Consider the following 23,955-nt stretch of genomic DNA (forward strand, 5'->3'; position numbering starts at 1 on the left):
TTAAGCATCTCCCTTATCCCTAAATCTCATCTCGCCAAAAACGATTGCCTTCAGCATTTGCAGCGCGGATTCCCACTATAGTTGTCATGGTGGATGAACTCGCTGGTGATGGTGCAGGTGCACCCTTTGTGCGTAATACCAAATTAAAAAATGATTGCGACAGATGGATGACTCAAAAGCTTACCGATCAACCCTTACCCAATCCAAAATCTAAAATCTAAAATCCAAAATGGTATAAGTTAGCAGAATGGTTGGAACAGCAATTTATTAAACCGTTTGAGACAAATCAATCTCCATTTAAAATTGTGCTGATTCTGGCTGATGCTTCACTCAGCAATGAAGTTGTGTTGGATAGCTTTTTGAACTCAGGCGATCGCGCTCCTGATAAAGTTTTAATTAGTCAAAGTCGAAGGGAAGAATCTTTTCGGGTGACAGGGAGTGATAGAAGAACTGGCTTGAAATACCCAACACTACACATCATGACAAATAGCTACCCCGCCAGTAAACTCACGATTGACTACAGTATTAGGTTGTCTCCTATTAAACCAGGTCAAAATAGTGATGGTACAGAGCAAACAATTAGACAAGCAATTCGAGAAAAATCAGAAGAAGAAACCCTAACAAATGCCTATTTAGAAATCAAGGAAGGGTTACACAAGGGAGCAGAGCAATTGATTTTCTTTGCTCAGGATAAAGCTTTTCTGCGTCAATTACAGGAAAAATTGACTACTGGTAAAGAAGCTCTCCTAAACAAAAAAGACGTAGAGGTTTTGGATCAAAGTGTATCACCCGATCAGCGATTGACATTAGTCAAGCCGCCACGACGGGATGAAGTTCGAGTTTTCCTGATGACTTCTTCAGGCGCAAGAGGTGTTTCCTTCCCAAAAACAGATTGCATCATCGCTGCAATTCCCCGATTTAATATTGAAGCCGCTTTAATGGAAGTCGCCCAATTAATTTACCGTGGTCGAGGAATGTATACACATCCAGAAACTGGAGAAGAAGTTTCTGGAGATAACAAAGCAAGACGGTTAGTTATGCTCATCAATGATTTCATCATTGAACGAGAGGATATCGACCCTAAAAGACTATGGTTGCGTCAGTCCAGTGATTTATTAACTTTGCTGGTAATGTTACGCTCTACAATTCTTACCCGCATTAAAGGTGATGCAGGACTGAATAAAAATAGAATTGCATTTGTACCCGTTGGCTCTGTTGGGGATGAAGAATTATTGCGTTTGATGTCTGATGATTTATTAGATTTCTTGCGTGAAGCCAAAGTTTTTATTAGCGATAGTCATCCTCAAGAAGCAAAAGCAATTGTTAAAAGGGCGGAACAGTTATCTACAAGCATCTTTAAACATTTCGATTTAAGAGGTCAATCATCCGAAAAAAATGCCAAGTCCTATGCAAATTATCAAACCTTACAAGCTTTAGTGAAAGCTGTGTCTAGGCTTCAGAGTTCTTTACTGCCATCTTTAGATCATGATGCACTAGAGATACCCGATAGTCTAACTTGTATAGGCCCTTTCTGGATAGAAGATTGGAGCGATCGCAAAACTGAAGAAATATTTAGTTTTGAAGCGTGGAAATCTGATATTAAACAAAATAGCAGTAGTCTTTTAGGCTGTCTCAAAGAAATTGCTGAAAGCAAGAAATTCAAATTTCCATCAAAACTCAAACGTCCTGCTAACGAACTGTATAAACTTTTGAGTCGGGAACAAGAAGGATTTGTGATTGAATCTTCCACAATTCAAGCGTTGAAAACCAGAAATATAGTGATTGGCTTACCTCTAGACTATCCCCATTTCTGGAATGAGCAATCAGAGGATGATCCCCGCCAACAAGTATTACAAGATCCGCAAGCCTGGAGAAGTGCGCTAGGACGTTCTCTAACTCCTCAAGGCTTAGTCATCCCTGTAGTCCCTCACTATCGCACATTTCCTTGGGTAGCTGTGGCAGGTAGACGGATTTTTACACAATTAGAAACAGTGTTTAGCGATCGCTACTTTATGGCATCCAATGAACTCAATCTTCTCAATACCATTCTGCTAGAAGATGAAGCAGAGTAAAATTCTTAGACAATTGAGAAGAGTTGAATTTCAGGAGCAAGCATCTGTCTTTACAATTTATCAATGTCCCCCCGGCTAGTTCTCAACCCCCGGTTGGCTTAATTGTGGCTTTGCACGGTTGGGGTGCTAATGCTGAGGATGTCGCATCTTTATTACCTTATTTCCAGTTACCGAATTACCAGTTTGTGTTTCCCAATGCACCTTATCCCCATCCTTATTCTGCTGTGGGTAAGGCGTGGTATGACTTGCGAATGGAAAATATGTATGAGGGTTTAGCTGAAAGTCGGCAATTACTCACTGACTTTTTGCAATCTTTAGAAAGCAGCACAGACGTACCTTTATCACGGACGATTTTGTGTGGCTTTTCTCAAGGTGGGGCGATGACTTTAGAAGTGGGTTTAAAGTTACCCCTGGCTGGTTTAGTGGTGATGAGTGGATATTTACATCCTGATGCAGTACCAACAGAACAGAAGGATATTCCGCCGACTTTAGTGATGCACGGTACTCAAGATGAAGTTGTGCCATTGCAAGCAGCCTTAAAAACGCGGGAAATCTTACAGTCTCTAGGCTTTAGCGTAGATTACCGGGAATTTGAGGCGGGGCATGAAATTAATCTGCAAATGTTAGAAGCGTTACGAAATTTTGTTTTAAAGACAATTGGGTAGCGTTAAATACAAATTTTTTACAATTATGGTAAAAATCATGCAAATTTTTACGAAAGAAATGCCGTCTAATGAGTAATATAGATTGGGTGGTTGCGTCAAGCGCAACTTTACCCAAGCTGGATGCAAATGCTGCATAAGGGAGGGGCAAGCATTATGAAGACTCTAGGCATTTCCAGAAATGAAATTGCTGCCATGACCGCAGCAGATGTGGAAGACTTAGCTACGCGTCTGGAACTTGATAATTATAGCAATGCTTTTGAAGGTTTGAACGATTGGCATCTACTCCGAGCGATCGCCTTTCAGCGTCCAGAATTAGTGGAACCCTATATCTACCTCTTAGATTTAGAACCTTACGATGAAGCTTAGATGAAGTATGAAGTATGAAGTATGAAGTGTGAAAATAACTTCAGCCTTCATATTTTTTTTCTGATGTCTAATCTTCAGTCTCCCAGCGAAAAACGCAACAACAGGGTTCTTATTTGTGTAGGCGGCGGTATCGCCGCCTATAAAGTTTGTGAGGTGGTTTCCACTCTATTTAAAAGTGGGGTGGAAGTTCGCGTAATTCTCACCCGTTCAGCGCAAGAATTTATCACGCCTCTGACTTTAGCGACTCTCTCCCGTCATCGGGCTTATACAGATGATGATTTTTGGCAACCAACTCACTCTCGTCCGTTGCATATTGAGTTGGGAGAATGGGCAGATTTAATTGTAATTGCACCTTTAACAGCGAATACCTTAGCTAAGTTAACCTACGGGATGGCGGATAATTTGCTGACAAATACGGTGTTAGCTTCGACTTGTCCTGTATTATTAGCGCCTGCGATGAATACGGATATGTGGGAACAGTTAACGGTGCAGCGCAATTGGCAGCAATTGTTAACAGACAGCCGCTATCATGGGATGAGTACAGCATCGGGGTTACTGGCGTGCGATCGCATTGGTGCTGGTAGAATGGCGGAACCAGCAGAAATTGTCACCCGTGTTCATTCTTTATTACATACTGGCGGTAAGCGAGATTTAGTTGGTAAACGTATATTAATTAGTGCTGGGGGAACGCGGGAATATCTCGACCCAGTAAGATTTATTGGTAATCCTTCTACGGGTAAGATGGGTTTGGCGTTGGCACAAGCCGCATTACATCGTGGTGCAAATGTGACTTTAGTACATGGTGTAGCTAGTTGGGATGTACCTTTGGGTGTGCAAGCTATACCTGTGATTTCAGCCGAGGAAATGCAGCAGGTAATGTTGGAATATTTACCGAATGCTGATTTGATTGTGATGTCAGCAGCTGTGGCTGATGTCAAGCCTAAAGATTATAGTAGCGAGAAATTGCCTAAGCGATCGCTCCCCCAAGCTTTACCTCTAGAGTCTGTACCTGATATCGTTGCCCAATTAGCACAACTCAAACAAGCACATCAGTTATTAATTGGTTTTGCTGCACAGTCGGGAGATATCATCACACCTGCAAAGGAAAAGTTGCAGACTAAGAAATTAGATGTGATTGTTGCTAATCCTATAGATCAACCGGATAGTGGTTTTGGGAGTAACAACAATCAAGCCATATTTTTAGATGGGCAGAATCATCAGTTAGAAATTGCCCATTGTTCTAAGTTGGAAATGGCGCATCATCTATTTGATTTTGTGATGAGTCGAGTTGCTTGATTTTTATCTGCGTCCATCTGCGTTCATCTGCGGTTAATTATTAACATCTTTTACCTCACGCAAAGGCGCATACTTCGACTTACCTCGACTTCTCCTGACGGAGACGCTACGCGAACGCTCGGTACAAGTCGCTCAGTAAGCAAAGGCGCAAACAGTTAGAGAAAGTTTGTTTAGTAAGCGGTTATTTTTTTGCTTGAATCACTTGTAAGCTACCGCCTGCATATAATTGTGTCTTCTCTACTTTGAAGCCAATTTCCTTTAATAACTCTGGTAAATCGGTTTTGATTAACTCCCAAGCTGTTTCTGTTTCAAATAATAGTAAAAACACTGAGACCCCAGGCCAAAATATGGGATTATTCGGTGCATGAAAATCGACTAATGTAAACACACCGCCTGGTTTTAGGACTCGATAAACTTCTTGCAGAATTTGTCGTAATTGTGCAGTGTGCATTTCATGTAATGCGGCGCTGGTATGTACCACATCAAAAGAATTCTCCGCAAAGGGCATATTTTCAGCAAAAGCTTCTATATATGAGGCTTCCGGGACATTTTGTCTAGCCCTTTGCAAAGATTTTGGTGAGGCATCTAATCCTGTTACATTTTGTGACATTTTTACTAAAAACTGTGTAGATTGCCCACTACCACAACATAAATCTAATACCTGAGTATCTGAATGAATTGTTAAGCCTTGTAAGGCAAGTTGGCGAAAACGGCTTTCTCCACCGACGCTGATAGCTGCTACGCGGGAAATAGCATCATATAACCATTGATAGCGGTAACTTAAATCTCGTAAAATTGTGGCCATTGCACCGTTCCTGACTGTTAAGCTTTATATTTAATAAAGATATATTGTTAACATTAGTAAAAAATCTGAAAAGGTTGGGGGAAAATAACTGCTATGGGTCGTGTAGGCGTTTTATTACTCAATCTCGGTGGCCCCGATAAATTAGAGGACGTTGGGCCATTTTTGTTCAATTTATTTTCTGATCCCGAAATCATTCGCCTACCATTTCGCTGGTTGCAAAGACCCTTAGCTTGGTTTATTGCCTCCCGGCGCGTGAAAACATCCCAAGAAAATTATAAACAAATTGGTGGTGGTTCTCCTTTGCGGCGAATTACAGAAGCCCAAGGAGAAGCTTTAAGAGAACAGTTGAGTGATTTGGGTAAAGAGGCTAACATCTATGTGGGTATGCGGTACTGGCATCCTTATACAGAAGAAGCGATCGCCCAGCTTACCCAAGATGAAATTGACAAACTGGTAATTCTGCCTCTTTATCCGCAATTTTCTATCAGTACCAGTGGTTCTAGCTTCCGGTTATTAGAAAAACTTTGGCAAGAAGACCCCAAACTGCAAAATCTTGAATACACCGTCATTCCTTCTTGGTATAAACAGCGCAACTATCTCAAAGCAATGGCGGAACTCATCGCCCAGGAAATAGACCAATGTCCTAACCCTGATGATGTACATATCTTCTTTAGCGCCCACGGTGTACCAAAAAGCTATGTAGAAGAAGCAGGCGACCCCTATCAGCAAGAAATTGAGGAATGCACATACTTAATTATGCAAACCCTCAATCGTCCGAATGCTCACACTTTGGCTTATCAAAGCCGTGTCGGCCCTGTAGAATGGCTACAACCTTATACAGAAGATGCGTTGAAGGAATTGGGCGCACAAGGGATACAAGATATCGTGGTTGTACCCATCAGTTTTGTCTCCGAACACATCGAGACACTGCAAGAAATTGACATTGAATATCGAGAAATCGCTGAAGAAGCCGGAATTCACAACTTCCGTCGCGCACCTGCACCTAATACTCACCCAGTGTTTATTCGCGCCTTGGCTGATTTAGTCATTGAAGCACTGGAACAACCCAACTTCAAGCTGTCACAAGCAGCCCAAATGAAAAAAAGGGTGAAGATGTATCCCCCAGAAAGTTGGGAATGGGGTATGACTACCAGTGCAGAAGTTTGGAATGGTCGAATTGCGATGTTAGGTTTTATTGCTTTAATTATTGAGTTAGTGACTGGTCATGGTTTATTACACATGATTGGACTTTTGCAATAAAACAGGGGCTAGGGGCTAGTACCGCTACGCGGAAGTCAAAAGTTAAAAGTTAAAAGTCAAAAAGCTTAGATCACAAGCTTTTAACTAACTTGAAATAGTATCTTTATTTCCGTCGTGTTGTACTAGAAAGGAATATTTTTTGGAAAGTCCTTTAATTCCTACTCCCTACTCCCTATTCACCACTCCCTAATTGACCATGTTTAAAACATTAGTTTTCTACGGTTCCTACAGGAGCGATCGCCAGGGCATCAAAGCTGCTAAATTCATCATTGATCAACTCCAGCAAAGAAACCATGAGGTGATTTTTGTTGATGCGAAGGAATATGACTTTGGCATCTTAGATCGGATGTATAAGGAGTATAATCCTGGTCAGGCTCCGGCAAAGATGACAGAACTGGCAGAACATATCCGCACCGCCGATGGTTTTGTGGTGATTACCGGAGAATACAATCATTCCATTCAGCCAGGGTTGAGTAATCTGATGGATCATTATCTGGAAGAATACTACTTCCGTCCGGCGGGAATTGTTTCTTACTCGGCTGGTGGCTTTGGCGGAGTCCGCGCCGCTATACAGTTACGCTCGTTTCTAGGGGAGATGGGAATGGTAACTATTTCAACTATGTTTGCCATTTCTAAAATTGGCAACTCTTTAGATGAATCAGGTACTCCCCAAGAAGCAAGTTTAACCAAGAAATTTGGTCAATTTTTAGATGAATTGGAATGGTACGAAGAAGCGTTACAACGCCAACGCCGAGAAAAAGGCACTCCGTACTAATTGAGTGATTCCAAGTAAAATATCATAATGTTGCTGCTAATTCTTTTAAGCGCAGATGTCCGTCTCGAAATACTGACCAACCGTCTCCGACTAATACTGTTTCCACCTTGCTTAATTGTGCCAGTCTGCGGATAGAAGCGATCGCCGCTACTGGATCAAGTAACTTTTCTTTTGCCAAAGTAGTTAAACTCCCGGCTGTATGCGCCCGGATTAAATCACCCGTAATTAAGGTAGTCTCTTCTAATAGTAGTGCTAATTCGCCCGGAGTCTTGGAACCTTGGAGTTCAATAATCTTTAATCCAGGGACAAACTCATCACCATCAGACAACCAGCGATCGCAAGCTATCGGGAAAACCTCTTTTTCGGCTGCGGGGGCCGCAATTTTAGCATAAGTTTGCACAGCAATTTCCTTGGCTGATCTCACATGCTCCGAGTTTGTGAGTATAATCCAATCCACACCACCCAGAGATTCCAGATGATTCCAATCGTGGTTAGATAAAGCTACAGGGTCAATTAAGATATTGCCATCTGGACGAATCCAGGCAATCCCATTGAAATCAATATTTCTTGCAGGATTGAAAGTAGACCAGCCATATAAATCGGGACGATGTAGTGATTTCATAATGATTCTGGTACTTTACCTTCAATAAATAGTCAATTAAGTGGGTTGCATCAATAATGTATCAGTAATTTTGTCTGGAGTCCAAACTGAAATTGTATTTTAATCTGACTCACAAGCTGATTTGCTTTTAAGTTGCACACTCTAGTACAAGTCGGCGTAAATAATAAAGACCACACTTTGACCATACAGTGGTTGAATCTCGACACTTCTCCTACCGGAGACGCTACGCGAACGACAAGCTCAGTGCATCGCTTCGCTCGACTACCGCGAAGCCGAAACTCAGTTACCATAAGGAATTGCTAAAAGGCTTGTAGTATCACTTTCTTTCTTTTTCTTTTTGACTCTTGACTTTTGCCTTGTTGTACTAGGAATCGAGACTGTCATTGGTCATTTTTTCCACTTTGATCAAACTACACCTGAATTATTTGTATGCAACAATTTAAGACTTTACTCCGCGTCCGCCATTATGAAATGGATGCTTTAGGGCATGTTAATAATGCCGTTTACCAAAACTATTTAGAACAAGCAGCCATCGAACACTCAGAATATCTCGGTGTAACTTTAGATGTTTATCGAGAGTTAGGTGGTGTTTTTGTGATGCGCCGGGTGGAAATTGACTATCTCCGGCCAGCAGTGGCAGGTGATACTCTAGAAGTGACCACCTGGTTAAAAGAAATGCGTGGTACCCGTGCTTTTCGATGCTATGAAATCCGCAAACAAAGCGAAGCTGATTTATTAGTCACTGCGGCAGCACTCTGGGTATGGGTAGATGCTAAAACCATGCGTCCAAAACCAATCCCTCACAAAATTTCTGATAAGTTTTTGCAACTTCAAAACTTAAGTGTGGCTGAATAATTAACCAAGAATGTATTTAGCAAAATTCAGCTTCTTGGGGAATTGGCTGGTATGTAATACTGATGTATCCAGGTTGAGCTTTGATACGTTCTATCCATTTTTGAATTGCGGGAAATCGGGATAAATCAAAACCACCTTCATCAGCTACATGGGTATAAGCAAACAAAGCAATATCAGCAATGGTATAGCGATCGCCAACAAAATACCAACGAGATTGCAGATGATTTTCCATCACTCTTAATGCGGCGTAACCTGGTTCTTGCTTTTGTGCTAACGCCGCTTGATATTCTTGAGCTTTCCCTAAAATTGAAATCCAAAATCGTGATGTGGCAATATAAGGTTCATGACTATATTGTTCAAAAAATAACCATTGCAAAACCTGTGCTTTTAAGAAGCGATCGTAAGGTAAAAATTCTGTGTATTCGCTAAGATAAGCCAAAATGGCATTTGATTCTGTTAAGTATTTCCCTGGTTCAATTTCCAAAACAGGTATTTTGCCATTCGGATTTTTATTTAAGAAATCAGGTGTCCGACTTTCTCCCTTTAAGATATTCACCTCGATTCTGTCATAGGGAATACCCATTTGTGATAATAAAAGACGTACCTTATAGCCATTACCGGAGGGTAAAAAATCGTACAGACGTAGCGTTTCCATGCCAAAAAGATGATGAAGAGTATTAAGAGAAATGAGACTCTAAAATACAATATCTTACAAAATGTTTCGAGTTAAACAGGATAATTATTTTCCTTTTAAGCATCTTCATGAAAACTAGATTTATCTGAGAAAATAAAAAAACAATTATTGATTATTTCTAGTATTTATCAACTTTAAATGTGCAATTTAATTCCAGGGGAGAACTTAAAAATATGTGTGGAAGATTTACCTTAAATCAGTCAGCAGAGTCTCTCAGTAAGGCTTTCAATCTCCTACAAGTTCCCGATTTAGCTGCTCAATATAACATTGCACCTACACAAATGGTGCCAACAGTGCTACATCAACCCAGCAAAGAACAGTATGAATTTCAACAATTACGTTGGGGGTTGATTCCGAGTTGGGCAAAAGATGCAAAAATGGGAGTCAAGCTGATTAACGCCAGAGCCGAAACTGTATCAGAAAAACCAGCTTTTCGAGCAGCTTTCAAGCGCCGACGCTGCTTAGTCATAGCTGATGGCTTTTATGAGTGGCAAAAGCTACAAAGTAAAAAACAGCCATTTTATTTTCGCCTGCAAGATGAGAAACCCTTTGGTTTTGCAGGATTATGGGATGTATGGCACTCACCCGAAGGAGAAGAGATCGCTTCTTGTACAATTATCACTACAACAGCTAACGAATTGTTAGCACCAATCCATGAGCGAATGCCAGTCATTTTGGCACCAGAAGATTACGATTTGTGGCTAGATACACAAGTACAAGCACCCGAAAAACTTCAGCCACTGTTAGATCCTTATCCTGCGGAAGCAATGACAGCTTACCCCGTGGCCAATTTGGTCAACAAGCCCCAGCACAACAGTCCAGAATGTATTATGCCTCTTAGTGAGGAGAATGGCCTGCCAAATCAGTTAAATTAACTATTGAGTGCTGAGTGCTGAGTAAAAATACAAGCCTCTCTACCCTAATAAGGTGTATGCACCCAACCGTGAAACCCTGCAATTCCTAAAAGCATCTTTTGAGCTAGTAGCTGTACAACTATAGAGGCAGTTATGCCAAGAACACAGAAAAACGATAACTTTATTGACAAATCTTTTACAGTTATGGCGGATATCATTCTGAAGATTCTGCCAGCTAACAGAAAAGCTAAAGAAGCATTTGTTTATTACCGAGATGGGATGTCCGCCCAAGCAGAAGGCGAATATGCCGAAGCTTTGGAATATTATGAAGAAGCCCTCACCCTCGAAGAAGATCCCTACGATCGCAGTTATATTTTCTATAACATGGGGCTAATTTACGCTAGTAATGGTGATCATGAGAAAGCCTTAGAACTGTATCACCAAGCAATTGAAACTAACCCACGTCTGCCCCAAGCCTTAAATAACATCGCCGTAATTTATCATTACAAAGGCGAAAAAGCCAAAGAAGCTGGAGATAATGACGGTGGTGAAGCTTTGTTTGACCAAGCAGCCGATTATTGGATCAGAGCCATACGCATGGCTCCCAATAACTACATTGAAGCGCAAAACTGGCTAAAAACCACTGGCCGGATACAAATTGACGTATTCTTTTAGTTATTTGTCATTAGTCCTTTGTTATCTGTAAGGACTAACGACAAATCACCAATCACCAATGACAAATGACAATTTATGATTGATCGTGACCAAGTTCATAAAGTAGCTCTGCTGGCTCGGTTAGAATTAACACCAGCAGAAGAAGAGCAATTTACCACTCAGTTAGGAAACATTTTGGAATATGTAGAACAACTGAGTGAACTAGATGTGAGTGATGTGCTACCAACTACACGCGCAATTGATGTCAGCAACGTGACACGCGAGGATGAGTTACAACCGTATCCAGACAGAGATGCGATCCTCGATAGTGCGCCTGAGCAAGAAGGCGAATATTTCAAAGTCCCAAAAATCCTCAACAGCGAAGAGTAGTAATTACGAAGGCAAAAGGTAAAAGGTAAAAGGTAAAAGGTAAAAGTAAAAAGAAAATTTTTGCCTTTTTACAACGCTCAGTCCTGAGTGCTGAGTGCTGAGTGCTGAGTAAGAAGAAAGAGGAAGGAAGTACTTCTGCACTATGGTAAAAGCCCCGCCCGATGTTAAGCGGAATCCTATTACCGAGAGAAGGTTGATACCCCACCCCTGGCGATGCACTGAGCTTGTCGAAGTGTGGGTGGTCTTTTTAACTCAGCACTCAGCACTTTTAACTCAGCACTCTTCATTTTTGACCCTCCGAATTTTAGATTTTGGATTTAATCTAAAATCGCAAATCTAAAATCCAAAATTGGTTGACTTCTAAGGATTATAGTTACGGCATTCTGGCGCATTGGGATTTTCTCGACAGTATTCTTCAAAAGAAACTTTTGCCGAAACCATCGCTTCAGCTTTTTGATGGGCGGCTTCTGCTTGCAGTTCTTCCACCTCATCCCAAGCAGCAGCGCAGGCTTTAGAATAAGCACCATGTTGGGTACAAATAGCGCGAGCAGTTTCAACCGCTTTTTGAATTTTTTCGTCTAACCTGAGTGCTGTTGGGGCTTCGATAAAATTACTCTTGGTCAAAATATCTGTAATTGAGATAATACCTAACAGCTTGCCTTGAATAACTGGCGCTCTGCGAATACCAGTATTGGCAAACAACCGCGCTACATATTCCACACTTAACTCAGGATTAACGACAATACAGGGTTTGCTCATAATTTCATAAACCCGTACTAGCTTTGGGTCTTTACCGTAGGCTATTACCTTATAGACAATATCTGTTTCGCTAACCATACCATAGGCATCATTATCATAGCGACGATCTACAACCAAGGCACGCAAGTTATGGTCTTTCATCAGCCGGACGGCTTCAGCAACAGTGGCAGAACCGCGAATGGTAATTACATCCTTGGTCATGATATCTTCAGCTTTCATCATTGCTGTAGTCTCCTGGTAAATAGCATAGGAGGAGGGGAGATAGGGAAAGCAGAGGGAGCAGAGGAGTAGCGGAGCAGAAGGATAATTAGCTAATTTTTTCTTCCCTATTCCCCACTCCCCACTCCCTACTCCCTATTCTCTATTCCCCATTCGCTACCACAAAGTTAGTGCAGGTTGGAATTTATGATGTTATCGAAAGTGACCGAAGCTCACTATGTCGGCATAATGATTTTGTGAAAGTATGAAGTGGGAAAACTCTAGTATGAAATTTTATACTTAAACCTGCATTTTTTATCCGTAATCAGGCTAGGATGATCACAGCATCATCCAACTACGGCTGCAACTGTTTTGCTGTAAGTTTGCACCCAGGTATACCGTCTGCCAGTAAATTCTGAGACTCTGCTATGTCAAATCGTCATTATCCACCCGCTTACTTACGTTATCTCAAAGCTAGGTTATGGAATTTTAGCAAGCCTGCTTTTTGGGGAACAGCGATTTTTTTATCAGTGCTAGGGCTAGTAATTCGAGAATACTGGACTAACCCAGATGCGTTTACTGGCAAACAAGACGGCGAAGCCACAGCACAACAAGCTGATAATTCTTCTCTGTCGGATGAAGATAAAGCGATCGCAGCTGATATTGATAATTTACCAGTTCTGTATAATGATACTGACCAAGCAAGCACTCAAGTAATTACCAGTTCCTCTACAGATAACTCTAAACCGAAAAAAGGTAAAGATTTTTTACAGGATGTAATTAACAAGCAAAAATCTTCTAAGAATACTAAATCAATTCCCAACTTAGAAACCAGTGGTGGTACATCTGGATTTGATAGTAAAAATCCTTTTGTTGCTCAAACTGAAAGTTTATTAAAGTTTGGCATCCAAAATAGTAGCGGTAATCAGTTGTTAAATTCTTCCTCTCAACCACAAGAGACAACCAATAACCCTTATGCAGTGGGAACCAGTACCACCCAGCCACCAAACAATCCCTACAACTCTATTACCTCTTCAACAACCACTCTTCCACCCTCAACTAACCAAACAACACCGTCTAATATTAATAGTGCAACCACCAATCCCGGCAATAGCTTTGGTCAAACTCCATACACCGGGCTTTCGCAGAATTTATCGAACGTTAACGGCACAACTACAAATTTCAGCAATAATTCCGGTATAACTTCCTATACTTCCCTTCCCCAAAGTGTACCGACAAATACGCAGAATTTCCTCCCTAACACCAGTTTAAATAGTGGGACAAGTTACATCCAGCCAACTGTAACCAGTCAGCCAACAAATTATTATAACGGTGTCAACACTGCCCAGCCTTTGACTAATTCAGTACCATCAATAAACACAACACAACCTATTAATTCAGTTGCACCAACTACCACTACACCCACTACTGTACAGAATTCCTCTGCATATATTGTGACACCATCGGCTCCTGCCAGTTATCAAGACAACCGCTATTTTAGGGGTTTACCAGTTCAAATACCTTCTAATACTTCCATTCCCGGACAGTATACAGGTGGTGTGCAAGGAAATCCCTATGGTTATTAAGTTTTTGACCAAATTGGGATAGATAGTATGATTTAAGATTCTGGAAAGTAAACCAAAATCTTAAATCTAAACACCAAAATTGGTATGAGACCTTATCACCATATCCCCATTGTTGAATGCGGTGAACCACTGGTAGAAATTCCTTTGCATCTGTTTGCGGTGGAGTCTCCCCATCCTTATGAAAAGTTAGGCGCTATTTATGGAGAATATTCGCCTTATTATCTCCGCCAAAGTGTTGTAGACAATTTAATCAAAGCTCAAAATTATTTAGAATTGCTGCATCCTCATTGGCATATTCAAATTTTTGATGGTTATCGTCCGGTGACTGTACAGCAGTTTATGGTCGATTATAGCTTCGGGACGGCGTTACAAGACAGGGGACTGATAGAAGCTGAGTTATCGCCAACCCAACGCCAAGAAATTTGGGAGGCGGTTTATCAAATTTGGGCGGTTCCGAGTCTGGATGAAAAAACGCCGCCGCCTCATAGTACCGGGGCTGCGATAGATGTGACATTAGTTGATGATGCAGGGCTAATAGTAGATATGGGTTCGCCGATTGATGAGTTGTCAGAGCGATCGCATCCCGATTACTATGCTCATCATCCCCACCCCCAAGCACAAAAATATCATACCCACCGTCAGCTTTTAAATGATGTCATGTTAAAAGCTGGCTTTCAACGTAATCCTAGAGAATGGTGGCACTTTTGTTTTGGGGATCAAATGTGGGCATGGCTGAATAATCAAGCAAATCCCGCTAAGAACTTTACAGCGCGTTATGGTCGAATTCTGTAACCAAGTTCTGAGTGCTGAGTAGTCATTGATATATTCTCCCTTATCTTCCCTATCCTCTCAAAAGTCATGATGCTACTAAAATTTTACAGACAATCATTGCCCAAAATCGGCATACTGAAATAAGGAGAGCAGTGCAAACAGCTCCCTGCTTTCCAAAATGTGAAGGTGTAAAGTAAAAATGAGACGTAAATCTACTGGTAGATCAGCCACAACATCTAAACCACCGGCTTTTCAGCCTTCTCTGTTCAACCTCACCACGATCGCTGTTTTGGGAGGTGTGCTAGTTTTAGGTATTGGCATTGGCATTGCTTTTAGCTCCACAACTACATTAACGCCCTCCAACGTAGCTTCGCGGGAGTTTATTGATACAAAAGCCCCCAACCCAGAGATTTGCGTACAATACGGCGCTAGTGCAATGGTGATGGATGCGAGATTATTTGTCACACTCAACCCATTTAACGTTTATGTTGCTCAACCAAGTATGCGTCCTGGATGTGTGTTACGGCAAAATAACTGGGCAATTTTAGAACAACGCAAACTTGTTACTTCTGATCAAGTCAGAGAATGTAAAAATCGTCTGAATACCTTTGGTTTTACAGGTAGTTTAGATAGCGAAAAACCTGATATTAGATGTATTTATCAAAACGAAGCAGCACAAAACTTCTTCACATCTCAACCAGGTGCAGTTGCATCGCCTCAAGAAACAGATAGATTTTAAGAGAGGCTAGGGGCTGGTATTTTTACTCAGCACTCAGCACTCAGCACTCAGCACTTTTAACTTATGGCTTGGGAAGAGGTTGTCCAAACTCAATCACTGGGATTTGGACTTCATTAGATTGATAATTTGGTGTGCTTGGTGTTGTAGGGACGGGAAAATTAGGGTTGGCTAGGGGTGGAATATTATTCGCATTACTAGGTTGATTAGGAAAGTTTGCTGGAGGTAGAACTGAGCCTTGGATTTGATAGGGGTTACTGGGTGTGAGGGGAGGTACTGTGATGTAAGGTTGCTGTTGGTTATTAGAAATGGGCGGTAATGTACTTGGTAACTGTAGATAATTAGAGTTGGAATTTAAATTAGTAGGTGTTGGCGGATAGTAGTTATGAGAAGCTGGCGGTAGACTGTTAATACTAGGTTGTCTGTTAGTGGGTTGAATTGAGAGATTTGTACTAGAAGTAAAAGGACGCAATACCCAGTGTGTGGGGTTGTATCTAGATACAGGTTGTAGTTTTACCTGATTGATGTCTAGATAAATTCCATCTGCTAAATCTAAAACAATCCGAGTTATGTTGGCGTTCAATTGGGAAACTCGGACTCGTTGAATTGCGCCAGAATAACTTTGCTTGGTTGCAACATAACCCAATTTAGTATCTGGCAAGTCAATAACCAGACGTGGAGGTTGGGAAAGATAGAAATATTGCGGCTTTGTTGCTGCTGATAATATAAATTCCAGTTGTGCTGCTTCTGGATAAAATCGCCAATCGTTCAATTTAGCGATTTGTGCCGCATGAGTACTAGGAGTTTCTAAAGAAATTGCTGTGTAAAATCCCAGCAAACTGATGCTAACTCCCTGACTCCATAATAAAAACCATTTAGGTTTTCGGTTTGTATACATTATTTGATTCCTTTGCCACAAGAACCTTAATTTTGGAAGGGTGTAAGGGTTGGAAAAATATCTACCCTTTCACCAGCTAAACCCTTAGTTTTTAGTTTTCGTGCCTAACTTCACCCAATTTCTGACTTTCATAATTTACCCATATTTCAATGTGAATTTACTTTTTGTGACTTTTCTGGGGTTGATTGTTTAGCCGCAGTGAATCTCAAAGTTTGAGGAATGCCATTGACTGTGAATTGACCTGTAATTTTATCTTGATCTATCAGCTGTATTTGCATAGCGATCGCCTGACTTGAGTTAGTCTGAGAGTTGGAATCAAGACACAGAATTTTTGGATCAACTTTGCCAGAAAAACTGATCTGTTGATTTTTCAAGATACCTGTCAGTGAAGCTTGTTCAGCCTCTGCATTGGGGTTAACTGGTACTAAAGAGGCATTCAAGTAAATACCTGATTGTTGCATATTTAATACCAGAGAATTTGCGGTTTCACAACTGGGTAATTTTGTCGCCAGAGTTAGAAGGTAGCGGCCATCAACTACAGGAGGGGCTTTGAGATTGCTTTCTCCATAGGCAGTGACGGTTTTAAACAACAGTAACACTGAACCTATGGCTACTCCGTAGAAGGTTAAAGATTTAACATTCAAATGATTCATCTGTTTAACTTGTGGAAATCCAAAATCTAAAATTGCGTGACTGTTGATTCTTGGTTGCTAATTTCTGGGAGAACAGAAGCCAAATGGGATGTAACTTGGCTGTGACGGCGGGTAATAAGTAGGGAAGAACGACATTGAATAGCTAAAGCATCTGTATATCTGCCTAGGGTTTGACGTTCAATTCCCCAAACGCGGCTAGTACCAGCAATTGTCAGGTCAACTGCTTCGGAAGCTTCTACTACAGCTTGAATTGGCTCTGGAGATTCGACTGTTTTAATTTCGATGCGATCGCGTACACTAGCTGGTAATTGCTCTATCATTTTGTGCAGTTCATAACTCAACTCTTCTTGATGTTGGTTATCTCCTAGTACTTGTAAAATTCGCAACATACAGGTGTCACGGTTCAGCAAGAGCCTCAAAGCTAAAATCAAGGCTAAATCATCATGGATATTGGCTGAGTAAGGCACTAATAAATTTTCTAACCGCTCTGCACCCCGGTCTACAAACACAGCCACATCCACTGGTGCAGTACTCAGAATTTGACCAACTCGACCACCTAAGCGATTATTACTAAAAGCTGGACGGTGCCATCCCACCAGAATTAAATCAGGTTGCTCAATTTTGGCTATTTGGGCAGTTTCTCGCGCTACATTGCTCGATATGCGAATGATGGGATGTATATGAGAACGAGCTATTGGCGGTTCTAAGGTATTAATCAATTCTTCGAGTTCCAGGCGACGCTGAAGAATTAATCGTTCTGCTTCCACTGGGGTACTCTCAAAAGCATAATCTTCTTGCAATTCAATTAAGCTGAGAGGATTGACAACAGCAGGTTGTTTGTAATTCAGCGCCAGTGCTACTGCCAACTGTACCAAACCTTTTTGGGTGCTGGGATTTGCCACCGGGACTAAAATTCGATAATTAGGAGCAGATTCAACAACAGTAGCAGTTTCAGCAGATGTTTCTGCTTCTAAGTCTGGTTCAACAACATCTAATTTAATTAGGCGTTTTGGATATGTCCACTCCAGTAGCGGCGAAGTCATAAATGTTGTTACCAATGCCATAATCACCAGCATGGTAAAGACTAGGGGCGAAATTACTTTTAACTCTAAACCGATATTCAGAACAATGAGTTCTGTTAAACCGCGAGTATTCATTAACCAACCAAGAGCTGAGGCTTCGCGTTTATTAATTCCACTTACACGAGCAGCGACATAAGTGCCAATATACTTGCCTGCGATCGCCACTAGCAACACCAAGCCACACAATAACCACAAATCAGGACGATTTAATAAACCAATCTGTGTCCGCAAACCACTGTAGGCAAAAAATATTGGTAGCAGAAATATCAAAACAAAATCTTCAGTTTTGACGGCTAATTCTCGCACTAAATCTGCATTCTTGGGCATGGCGGCTCCCAATAAAAATGCCCCAAAAATCAAATGAATCCCAATTAGTTCAGTAATGAGTGCAGAGCCAACTACCGCCATATAAATTACAGCTAAAAGTAACTGGCTTAAGCGTCCAGTCCGGCGGTAGTAAGTTGCTAATCGTTTAAGAAACCAGCGCCCCACCGTCAGCATAAAACCAATGTAGACTATGCTTTCAATAATGGTAGGTATAGCACCAAAAAAATTACCAGTACGTGCTACTGCGATCGCTACTGCTAAAATACACCAGGCTGTCACATCATCTACGGCTGCACAAGTTAATGCTAGGGTTCCTAAGCGTGTTCCCTGCAAGTTATTTTCTGTAATAATTCGCGCCAATACCGGAAAAGCAGTAATTGACATTGCTGCACCTAAAAATAAGGCAAAAGCAGTAAACGAAACACCAGCATTAGAAACCAGAGGATACAGCAGTAAAGATAAAACAGTCGCCAGAGAAAACGGCACAATGATGCTGACGTTTGAGGTAAGAATTGCTGCTTGTAAGTTTCCACTAAGATATTTAGGATTAAGTTCTAACCCAATCAAAAACATGAAAAATATTAATCCCACCTGAGATAAAACATTAAGAAACGGAATTGTTTCTGGCGGGAACAAACTAGCTGCTAGATGGGGGGCAACCAATCCAAATAAAGATGGGCCAAGCATAATCCCGGCAACAATCTCACCAATTACCAAAGGTTGCTTAATTGATTTGAATGCCAGACCTATGAGCCGGGACATTCCAATAACAATCAGCACCTCGATGAGAACGAGAATAACTGTGTGCATGGTTTCCTCTGAATAACTATCTGGTTTCCCTAAGATGATTCTTGAAACAATGGGAAATTGTCAACCTAATTCATCATATTCCATGTAACTTTATGCTCTATTTCGATGTTAATTGTTGTTACAACATAGTTATAGAAATCAAGGGTGAATTGGTTAAATTTATGGGATATTCAGAGAATAATTAGCAAAAATCCAGGATAAATATTAATAAATAATTAACAATTGCTAGTTATATCTTTTGTGTTAACGCCTAAGCGTTGATTAACGCAGTTAACAATTTTAAATTAAATTTTCTCTGGAGAATTACTTAATATTAATGTGTTTGAGATAGTGGAAATTACTGGCAATTACTGATTTATAGCATTCCTAAATCATTCGTGAACCAAAAGATCCCTGACTTCTTCAAGAAGTCAGGGATCTGCTTGTTTCTGACGAATTCATTGATAAAAATTGGCGTGAGTTAAACAATTATGGCTTTTAAATTGACTCCGCCGATACATTTATCTCAATTGGTATTCTGGTTGAGCATGATAGGGTGCTAAAGCATCCCATTTCAACACATCATCTAACAAAGCTTGGTAGCCTAATGTATTGGGATGTAAACCATCAGCATTCATTCTTTGGCGTAACCAAGTTTCACCGCGTCCTATCCATTGGTCAAAAATATCCAAGTAAGGAATTTGACGTTGTTGACAAGCTAGGCGCGTGGCTTCTTTATAACGGTGTTGGTCAGTATGATTGAAATAAAAACAATCCAAAAATGGCATTTTAGTTTCATCTACGGGTGTCATACCCACAAATAAAACTGGACAAAGTTGCTGCGCCAAGTCTAGTAAATGGGCAATATCGGCTTCAAAGGTGGCAAAATCTGTGTAATTTTTGCCATTGGGACGACCTAACCGCGCTGAATCATTCACCCCAACTGAAAGAATAATTAAATCAGGAACGCGATTACGGAGTTCGCCACGATGACGAAATTCTACTTCTAGTCTTTGGGCTACTTGTTGTGTGCGATCGCCTCTGACACCTAAATTATATAAAACATGACCAGCACTACTAGGCAACATCCACCATCGCCGCAGTTGTTCTACCCAACCACCACGTTCAGGATCACCAAAACCGTAAACTATGCTGTCTCCAAGAGCGACAATCTTCAAAGACTGACATTGATTAGGGGCTAAAGACAGTTGCATTGAAGAAAGAGCTTGTAATGTTTGCATCTTAAAAAAGACTATATTTTATATCTTTACAAGATTCTATACATTTCTACACTATTCCAGCGTATCTTTTTTGTCATGCGTGCTGCAATGTTGACTTTTCTGAATGTTTTACTGATTATCTGTTAGACGCTAACTTATCAGCGACACGGGTTGTTTCTGGTAATCTGTACTTTGGTGTACAGCGCAATACATAATCAATTGCTGTGGTTAAGCTAATTTTGTGACCACTAGAAATATACAAAGGTTTAACCCCAAAGCTCGTCCGTAACACTGCACCAATGGTTTCACCTTGATGTATGAGTGGTTGCCAACTACCTCTGGTTTCTGGCAATTCTTGATGCTTGCCAATGAACAGTGATTTAGCCACACCAATTGTCGGCATATCTAAAATTACCCCCAGGTGGCTGGCTATACCAAATCTGCGGGGATGGGCAATACCTTGTCCATCACAGAGAATAATATCCGGTACTGTTTGAATTTTTGCTAAAGCATCCAGTACAGCCGGAATTTCTCGAAAAGAAAGAAACCCAGGAATGTAAGGAAATGAAGTCGGACGATGCGCCAAGGCTGTTTCTACAACTTTTAAATCAGGGAAACTCAGCACGGCTACAGCAGCACGGCTAATTGTACCCTCCTCTGTAAAACCCATATCGACACCAGCAACATAACTGATGGTTTCGGGAAGTTGATCTTCTGTAATTACTTGTTCGCGCAAACTTTCTTGAATGGTGATAGCTTCCTCTAGGGTTTGAGGCCAAGTATGGAGTTGATAAATCTTCATAATCTCTGAAGAGAAAAATTTAGTTAAATAGGTGCTATCGCTAATTTACTCTTTTCTGCTAATTCTCTATCTCCCCTCGACATCATCATCAAATCAGATTCCTTGATAAATACCACCAGCTAATCTGGCAATTACGCCACATCACCGCCAAATAAACCTAATAAACCGTTAAATTTAGTGATATTTTACCACTCTACCTACAGGTTGATATTCTCTCTCACTCAGAAGCGATCAACTTCACTCTCCAGGTCGATCCCAAAGTAGGATGATTCAACGTAAATATAAGATAGGTGAAATTCGCTAGAGAAATGATTGTGAAATAACTAAAAACTGCATGGCTATAAGAGCTTTAGTTCAGCCAACAGTGCCAGTAATTCATAATTAAATTATTCTGCAAATATTTACCTAAACATAAATTTTCAGCCCAGCATATCTTAATAAATTTACGCCAACATTTACCCTAATGATGGCTGGAATTTGCTGCGCTAGAAAAATATAACTTATTTGTTGTTAACTTTGTTTTTGAGGAATTCACATGAAGAATATGACTTCTGTTTTATCTCTATTACGTCCAGTACGTTTCCTAATTGTAGCTTTTACCTGTGCATTAGTTTTATTTTCTAATGCTTTTCCAGCTTTGGCAATTGAAAGCTATAAAAGTGACCCTACCGAAGCTACCACACAACTGCTAGAAACTCAAAAGAAAACTGATGAAGTTGCTAGATCCGCACCTCCTGGATTGCAACAAGTTCAAGAAGAATCTAATAAAGGACTCAACGAAGTTCAAGGTGATGCCGACATTGATAAAATGAAGCGTCCTGAAAATTCCCAAGATGCAACCTCAGTGAGAGATGAAGTAGAAAACCTGTTGGGAAAAGTCACAGGTAAACAGTAAAAGATAAAAATACTAATTAGCAGTTACAAAGGTAATCTGACTAGTGATATTGGGTAATATTGCATAATCTTTGAATGATAATTATGTACCAAGTAAAGACTTTGACTGCTGATTAGTATTAACATTTTTCATCTTTAACTCAGAAAATTCAAGATGCTTAAATACCCGAATTCTTTAAGGATTTGGGTATCTTGCTACTTATAATTGATTAAGATTTTTTCTATTATAAGTCATAGATTAATTCTCCTGAAGTTGTAAATAATTATTCTCTGGTAATCTTTCCTATGGTTGATGTAAATTATCTTTGATTTTTGTGAACTTAATAAATAAGTCTATTTAGGAATTAGAATCAATGCGTGCAATCAACATTGGTTTGACAGAAGAACAGCGTCAAGGTGTGGCTAATCTGTTAAATCAAGATTTAGCAGATGCCTATTTACTGTTAGTAAAAACTAAAAAGTATCATTGGGATGTAGTCGGCCCTCAGTTTCGGAGCTTGCATGAGCTTTGGGAAGAACATTACGAAAAACTAACTGAAAATATTGATGCTTTAGCCGAACGAGTTCGTGCTTTGGGTTCTTACCCAGTTGGCACAATGGAAGGATTTCTGCAACTCGCTACTCTCAAAGAACATTCAGGCGATGTTCCCACAGCCACAGGAATGGTTGCGAACCTTGTGGAAGATCATGAGCAGATTATTCGCAATCTCAGAGACCATGTTGATCAGTCCAGCGATCAGTTCCATGATGAAGGAACTGCTGACTTTTTAACTGGACTGATGGAAGAGCATGAAGAAATGGCTTGGATGCTGCGTTCTTTTATTGAAGGTCAAGAATTACAACCAGATGGTAGCAAGCCAGAAACCGGTACAAGAACGCCTGTAGGTGTGTAGTTCAACGCAGATTGATCTCTAAACCCAGGTAGGGCTAATACCATTTCACTTTAAACATGATACAGATATGCAACCAGCGCCTCGACTGCGCTCGGCGATCGCAACGCAAGCAGAGGCGCAGAGAAAGTGATTTGTATCAGTAATTGCGTGAATTGGTATGAGTCCTGAACTATACAAAAGCAAATTTTAAGGAGTATTCAAGTGCCAGAAGTCTATCAAGCAGAGCGTACTATTTCGGCTGTATTTAAAGAACAAAAGCAAGTTGATGATGTCATTCGACGTTTACTTGACCGAGGCGTGCCCAGAGATCATATTTCGGTAATGGGGCGGAATTTCCAGTCAGAAACGCGAATTGCGGGCTTTATTACGAAAAAAGATGTAATTTTAGGTGGATTGCGAACAGGAGCGATTTTTGGGTCGCTGTTTGGCTCTTTTCTTAGTTTGCTCACAGGTGTAGGTGTACTGTTCATTCCCTTTGTTGGGCCGATTGTGGCGGCTGGCCCAATCAGTGCATTATTATTAGGGGCTGCTAGTGGTGCGATCGCTGGTAGTGCTGGTGCTGGTTTAGTGTCGGTGTTCACCGCTTGGGGAATGCCAGAAGATAAAGCCACAGTTTACCAAACTCGCTTACAAGCTGGCGAATTTTTATTAATGACAGAAGTCCCAGCTAATCGCGCCGGGGAATTTCAACTACTTTTAGAAAGTGCTGGTGCAGAAGAACTGAGTACAATGGAAAAAACTTTAGCGCATCCTTGTTCTGGGCCATGTAATAGCCCAGAGAATTTATCACCTGAAGTCCGCACTCATTTGTCACAAGAAGCTCAACGAGTCTTCATCGAGCGTTACAATGCGGTGTTGAATGAAACCAGTGATGAGTTTAATGCCGAACAAGCCGCTTGGGAAGCCATACACCAGCGTTTTGATGAAGATGAAAATGGTGTTTGGTCAAAACAAAAAATCGGTGTTTAAGGCAATAAGGCTCGTTTAAGATCCCTCCGCCAGCGACCACCTTTTTAAGGGGTAAAAGAGAGTTGTTAGC

The 23,955-nt window shown here is 40.9% G+C and carries 26 protein-coding genes; 17 read left to right on the forward strand and 9 right to left on the reverse strand.

Translation table 11 applies throughout. The features are described from left to right. The first annotated feature begins 44 nt into the window (after positions 1 to 44). The 5 genes from H6G77_RS08090 to coaBC all read left to right on the forward strand — a co-directional run bounded on the left by H6G77_RS08090 (position 45) and on the right by coaBC (position 4,399). On the forward strand, positions 45 to 221 hold the full coding sequence (locus tag H6G77_RS08090) for a hypothetical protein (RefSeq protein WP_190590328.1): 177 nt from the start codon (positions 45 to 47) through the stop codon (positions 219 to 221). A gap of 30 nt (positions 222 to 251) precedes the next feature. Further along, on the forward strand, positions 252 to 2,072 hold the full coding sequence (locus H6G77_RS08095; protein ID WP_199331415.1) for a helicase-related protein: 1,821 nt from the start codon (positions 252 to 254) through the stop codon (positions 2,070 to 2,072). Between the two features lie 23 nt (positions 2,073 to 2,095). After that, entirely contained in the window at positions 2,096 to 2,737 is a 642-nt protein-coding gene (locus H6G77_RS08100) for an alpha/beta hydrolase (RefSeq protein ID WP_190871295.1), read from the forward strand. Between the two features lie 153 nt (positions 2,738 to 2,890). Then, complete coding sequence (locus H6G77_RS08105) at positions 2,891 to 3,103, forward strand: DUF2555 domain-containing protein (protein ID WP_062297109.1); 213 nt, start codon at positions 2,891 to 2,893, stop codon at positions 3,101 to 3,103. A gap of 63 nt (positions 3,104 to 3,166) precedes the next feature. Continuing rightward, positions 3,167 to 4,399: a bifunctional phosphopantothenoylcysteine decarboxylase/phosphopantothenate--cysteine ligase CoaBC gene (gene coaBC, locus H6G77_RS08110; RefSeq protein ID WP_190871296.1), complete on the forward strand. Its 1,233-nt coding sequence runs from the start codon at positions 3,167 to 3,169 to the stop codon at positions 4,397 to 4,399. 181 nt (positions 4,400 to 4,580) lie between these two features. Here coaBC and H6G77_RS08115 read toward each other — a convergent pair whose 3' ends face one another. Continuing rightward, positions 4,581 to 5,204, reverse strand: a complete 624-nt coding sequence (locus H6G77_RS08115) for a class I SAM-dependent methyltransferase (RefSeq protein WP_190871297.1) — start codon at positions 5,202 to 5,204, stop codon at positions 4,581 to 4,583. A 93-nt stretch (positions 5,205 to 5,297) separates the two neighbouring features. On the opposite strand from H6G77_RS08115, the gene hemH reads away from it, so the two are divergent. Together hemH and H6G77_RS08125 are read left to right on the forward strand one after the other, a co-directional pair. Further along, positions 5,298 to 6,464 carry a ferrochelatase gene (gene hemH / locus H6G77_RS08120; RefSeq protein WP_190590332.1) on the forward strand — a complete coding sequence of 389 codons (1,167 nt, stop codon included), beginning with the start codon at positions 5,298 to 5,300 and terminating at the stop codon, positions 6,462 to 6,464. A gap of 196 nt (positions 6,465 to 6,660) precedes the next feature. After that, complete coding sequence (locus tag H6G77_RS08125) at positions 6,661 to 7,239, forward strand: NADPH-dependent FMN reductase (RefSeq protein WP_190590333.1); 579 nt, start codon at positions 6,661 to 6,663, stop codon at positions 7,237 to 7,239. A gap of 22 nt (positions 7,240 to 7,261) precedes the next feature. Here the strand turns inward: H6G77_RS08125 and H6G77_RS08130 are convergent, their stop codons facing one another. Then, entirely contained in the window at positions 7,262 to 7,861 is a 600-nt protein-coding gene (locus H6G77_RS08130) for an MBL fold metallo-hydrolase (protein ID WP_190669123.1), read from the reverse strand. 429 nt (positions 7,862 to 8,290) lie between these two features. On the opposite strand from H6G77_RS08130, the gene H6G77_RS08135 reads away from it, so the two are divergent. Further along, complete coding sequence (locus tag H6G77_RS08135; protein ID WP_190590335.1) at positions 8,291 to 8,716, forward strand: thioesterase family protein; 426 nt, start codon at positions 8,291 to 8,293, stop codon at positions 8,714 to 8,716. A gap of 16 nt (positions 8,717 to 8,732) precedes the next feature. Here the strand turns inward: H6G77_RS08135 and H6G77_RS08140 are convergent, their stop codons facing one another. After that, positions 8,733 to 9,371, reverse strand: coding sequence for a glutathione S-transferase family protein (locus H6G77_RS08140; RefSeq protein WP_190590336.1), 639 nt, complete (start codon positions 9,369 to 9,371; stop codon positions 8,733 to 8,735). Positions 9,372 to 9,583: 212 nt separating this feature from the next. On the opposite strand from H6G77_RS08140, the gene H6G77_RS08145 reads away from it, so the two are divergent. The 3 genes from H6G77_RS08145 to gatC all read left to right on the forward strand — a co-directional run bounded on the left by H6G77_RS08145 (position 9,584) and on the right by gatC (position 11,308). Beyond that, entirely contained in the window at positions 9,584 to 10,285 is a 702-nt protein-coding gene (locus H6G77_RS08145) for an SOS response-associated peptidase (protein WP_190590337.1), read from the forward strand. 132 nt (positions 10,286 to 10,417) lie between these two features. After that, a complete protein-coding gene (locus H6G77_RS08150) occupies positions 10,418 to 10,939 on the forward strand; it encodes a photosystem I assembly protein Ycf3 (protein ID WP_190590338.1) in 522 nt (173 codons plus the stop codon). A 75-nt stretch (positions 10,940 to 11,014) separates the two neighbouring features. Further along, positions 11,015 to 11,308 (forward strand): Asp-tRNA(Asn)/Glu-tRNA(Gln) amidotransferase subunit GatC, encoded by a 294-nt coding sequence (gene gatC, locus H6G77_RS08155; RefSeq protein ID WP_190590339.1) that lies wholly within the window; start codon positions 11,015 to 11,017, stop codon positions 11,306 to 11,308. A gap of 360 nt (positions 11,309 to 11,668) precedes the next feature. Here gatC and H6G77_RS08160 read toward each other — a convergent pair whose 3' ends face one another. Then, complete coding sequence (locus H6G77_RS08160; RefSeq protein ID WP_190590340.1) at positions 11,669 to 12,289, reverse strand: CBS domain-containing protein; 621 nt, start codon at positions 12,287 to 12,289, stop codon at positions 11,669 to 11,671. Between the two features lie 404 nt (positions 12,290 to 12,693). Here H6G77_RS08160 and H6G77_RS08165 point away from each other — a divergent pair, with 404 nt between their 5' ends. The 3 genes from H6G77_RS08165 to H6G77_RS08175 all read left to right on the forward strand — a co-directional run bounded on the left by H6G77_RS08165 (position 12,694) and on the right by H6G77_RS08175 (position 15,361). After that, positions 12,694 to 13,851: a hypothetical protein gene (locus H6G77_RS08165; protein ID WP_190669127.1), complete on the forward strand. Its 1,158-nt coding sequence runs from the start codon at positions 12,694 to 12,696 to the stop codon at positions 13,849 to 13,851. A gap of 84 nt (positions 13,852 to 13,935) precedes the next feature. Further along, complete coding sequence (locus tag H6G77_RS08170) at positions 13,936 to 14,643, forward strand: M15 family metallopeptidase (RefSeq protein ID WP_190871298.1); 708 nt, start codon at positions 13,936 to 13,938, stop codon at positions 14,641 to 14,643. 178 nt (positions 14,644 to 14,821) lie between these two features. Continuing rightward, positions 14,822 to 15,361: a DUF3172 domain-containing protein gene (locus H6G77_RS08175; protein WP_190590343.1), complete on the forward strand. Its 540-nt coding sequence runs from the start codon at positions 14,822 to 14,824 to the stop codon at positions 15,359 to 15,361. A gap of 61 nt (positions 15,362 to 15,422) precedes the next feature. On the opposite strand, the gene H6G77_RS08180 is transcribed toward H6G77_RS08175, so the two are convergent. The 5 genes from H6G77_RS08180 to nfi form a co-directional block, all read right to left on the reverse strand. Continuing rightward, entirely contained in the window at positions 15,423 to 16,256 is an 834-nt protein-coding gene (locus H6G77_RS08180; protein ID WP_190590344.1) for an AMIN domain-containing protein, read from the reverse strand. A 146-nt stretch (positions 16,257 to 16,402) separates the two neighbouring features. Continuing rightward, positions 16,403 to 16,909 carry a hypothetical protein gene (locus H6G77_RS08185; RefSeq protein WP_190871299.1) on the reverse strand — a complete coding sequence of 169 codons (507 nt, stop codon included), beginning with the start codon at positions 16,907 to 16,909 and terminating at the stop codon, positions 16,403 to 16,405. 26 nt (positions 16,910 to 16,935) lie between these two features. Then, positions 16,936 to 19,128, reverse strand: a complete 2,193-nt coding sequence (locus H6G77_RS08190) for a cation:proton antiporter (RefSeq protein ID WP_190871300.1) — start codon at positions 19,126 to 19,128, stop codon at positions 16,936 to 16,938. A 500-nt stretch (positions 19,129 to 19,628) separates the two neighbouring features. Continuing rightward, positions 19,629 to 20,348: a GDSL-type esterase/lipase family protein gene (locus tag H6G77_RS08195; RefSeq protein WP_190590347.1), complete on the reverse strand. Its 720-nt coding sequence runs from the start codon at positions 20,346 to 20,348 to the stop codon at positions 19,629 to 19,631. Between the two features lie 115 nt (positions 20,349 to 20,463). Beyond that, the gene (gene nfi, locus H6G77_RS08200) at positions 20,464 to 21,129 is read right to left on the reverse strand and encodes a deoxyribonuclease V (RefSeq protein WP_190590348.1); all 666 of its coding nucleotides are present in this window, start codon (positions 21,127 to 21,129) and stop codon (positions 20,464 to 20,466) included. 535 nt (positions 21,130 to 21,664) lie between these two features. Here nfi and H6G77_RS08205 point away from each other — a divergent pair. From H6G77_RS08205 to H6G77_RS08215, 3 genes are all read left to right on the forward strand, one after another. Continuing rightward, on the forward strand, positions 21,665 to 22,024 hold the full coding sequence (locus H6G77_RS08205) for a hypothetical protein (protein WP_190590349.1): 360 nt from the start codon (positions 21,665 to 21,667) through the stop codon (positions 22,022 to 22,024). A gap of 352 nt (positions 22,025 to 22,376) precedes the next feature. After that, on the forward strand, positions 22,377 to 22,916 hold the full coding sequence (locus H6G77_RS08210; RefSeq protein ID WP_190590350.1) for a Dps family protein: 540 nt from the start codon (positions 22,377 to 22,379) through the stop codon (positions 22,914 to 22,916). A gap of 201 nt (positions 22,917 to 23,117) precedes the next feature. Continuing rightward, positions 23,118 to 23,885, forward strand: a complete 768-nt coding sequence (locus H6G77_RS08215; RefSeq protein WP_190871301.1) for a ChaB family protein — start codon at positions 23,118 to 23,120, stop codon at positions 23,883 to 23,885. Positions 23,886 to 23,955 lie beyond the last annotated feature (70 nt).

The sequence above is a fragment of the Aulosira sp. FACHB-615 genome, from assembly GCF_014698045.1.
Taxonomy (GTDB): Bacteria; Cyanobacteriota; Cyanobacteriia; order Cyanobacteriales; family Nostocaceae; genus Nostoc_B.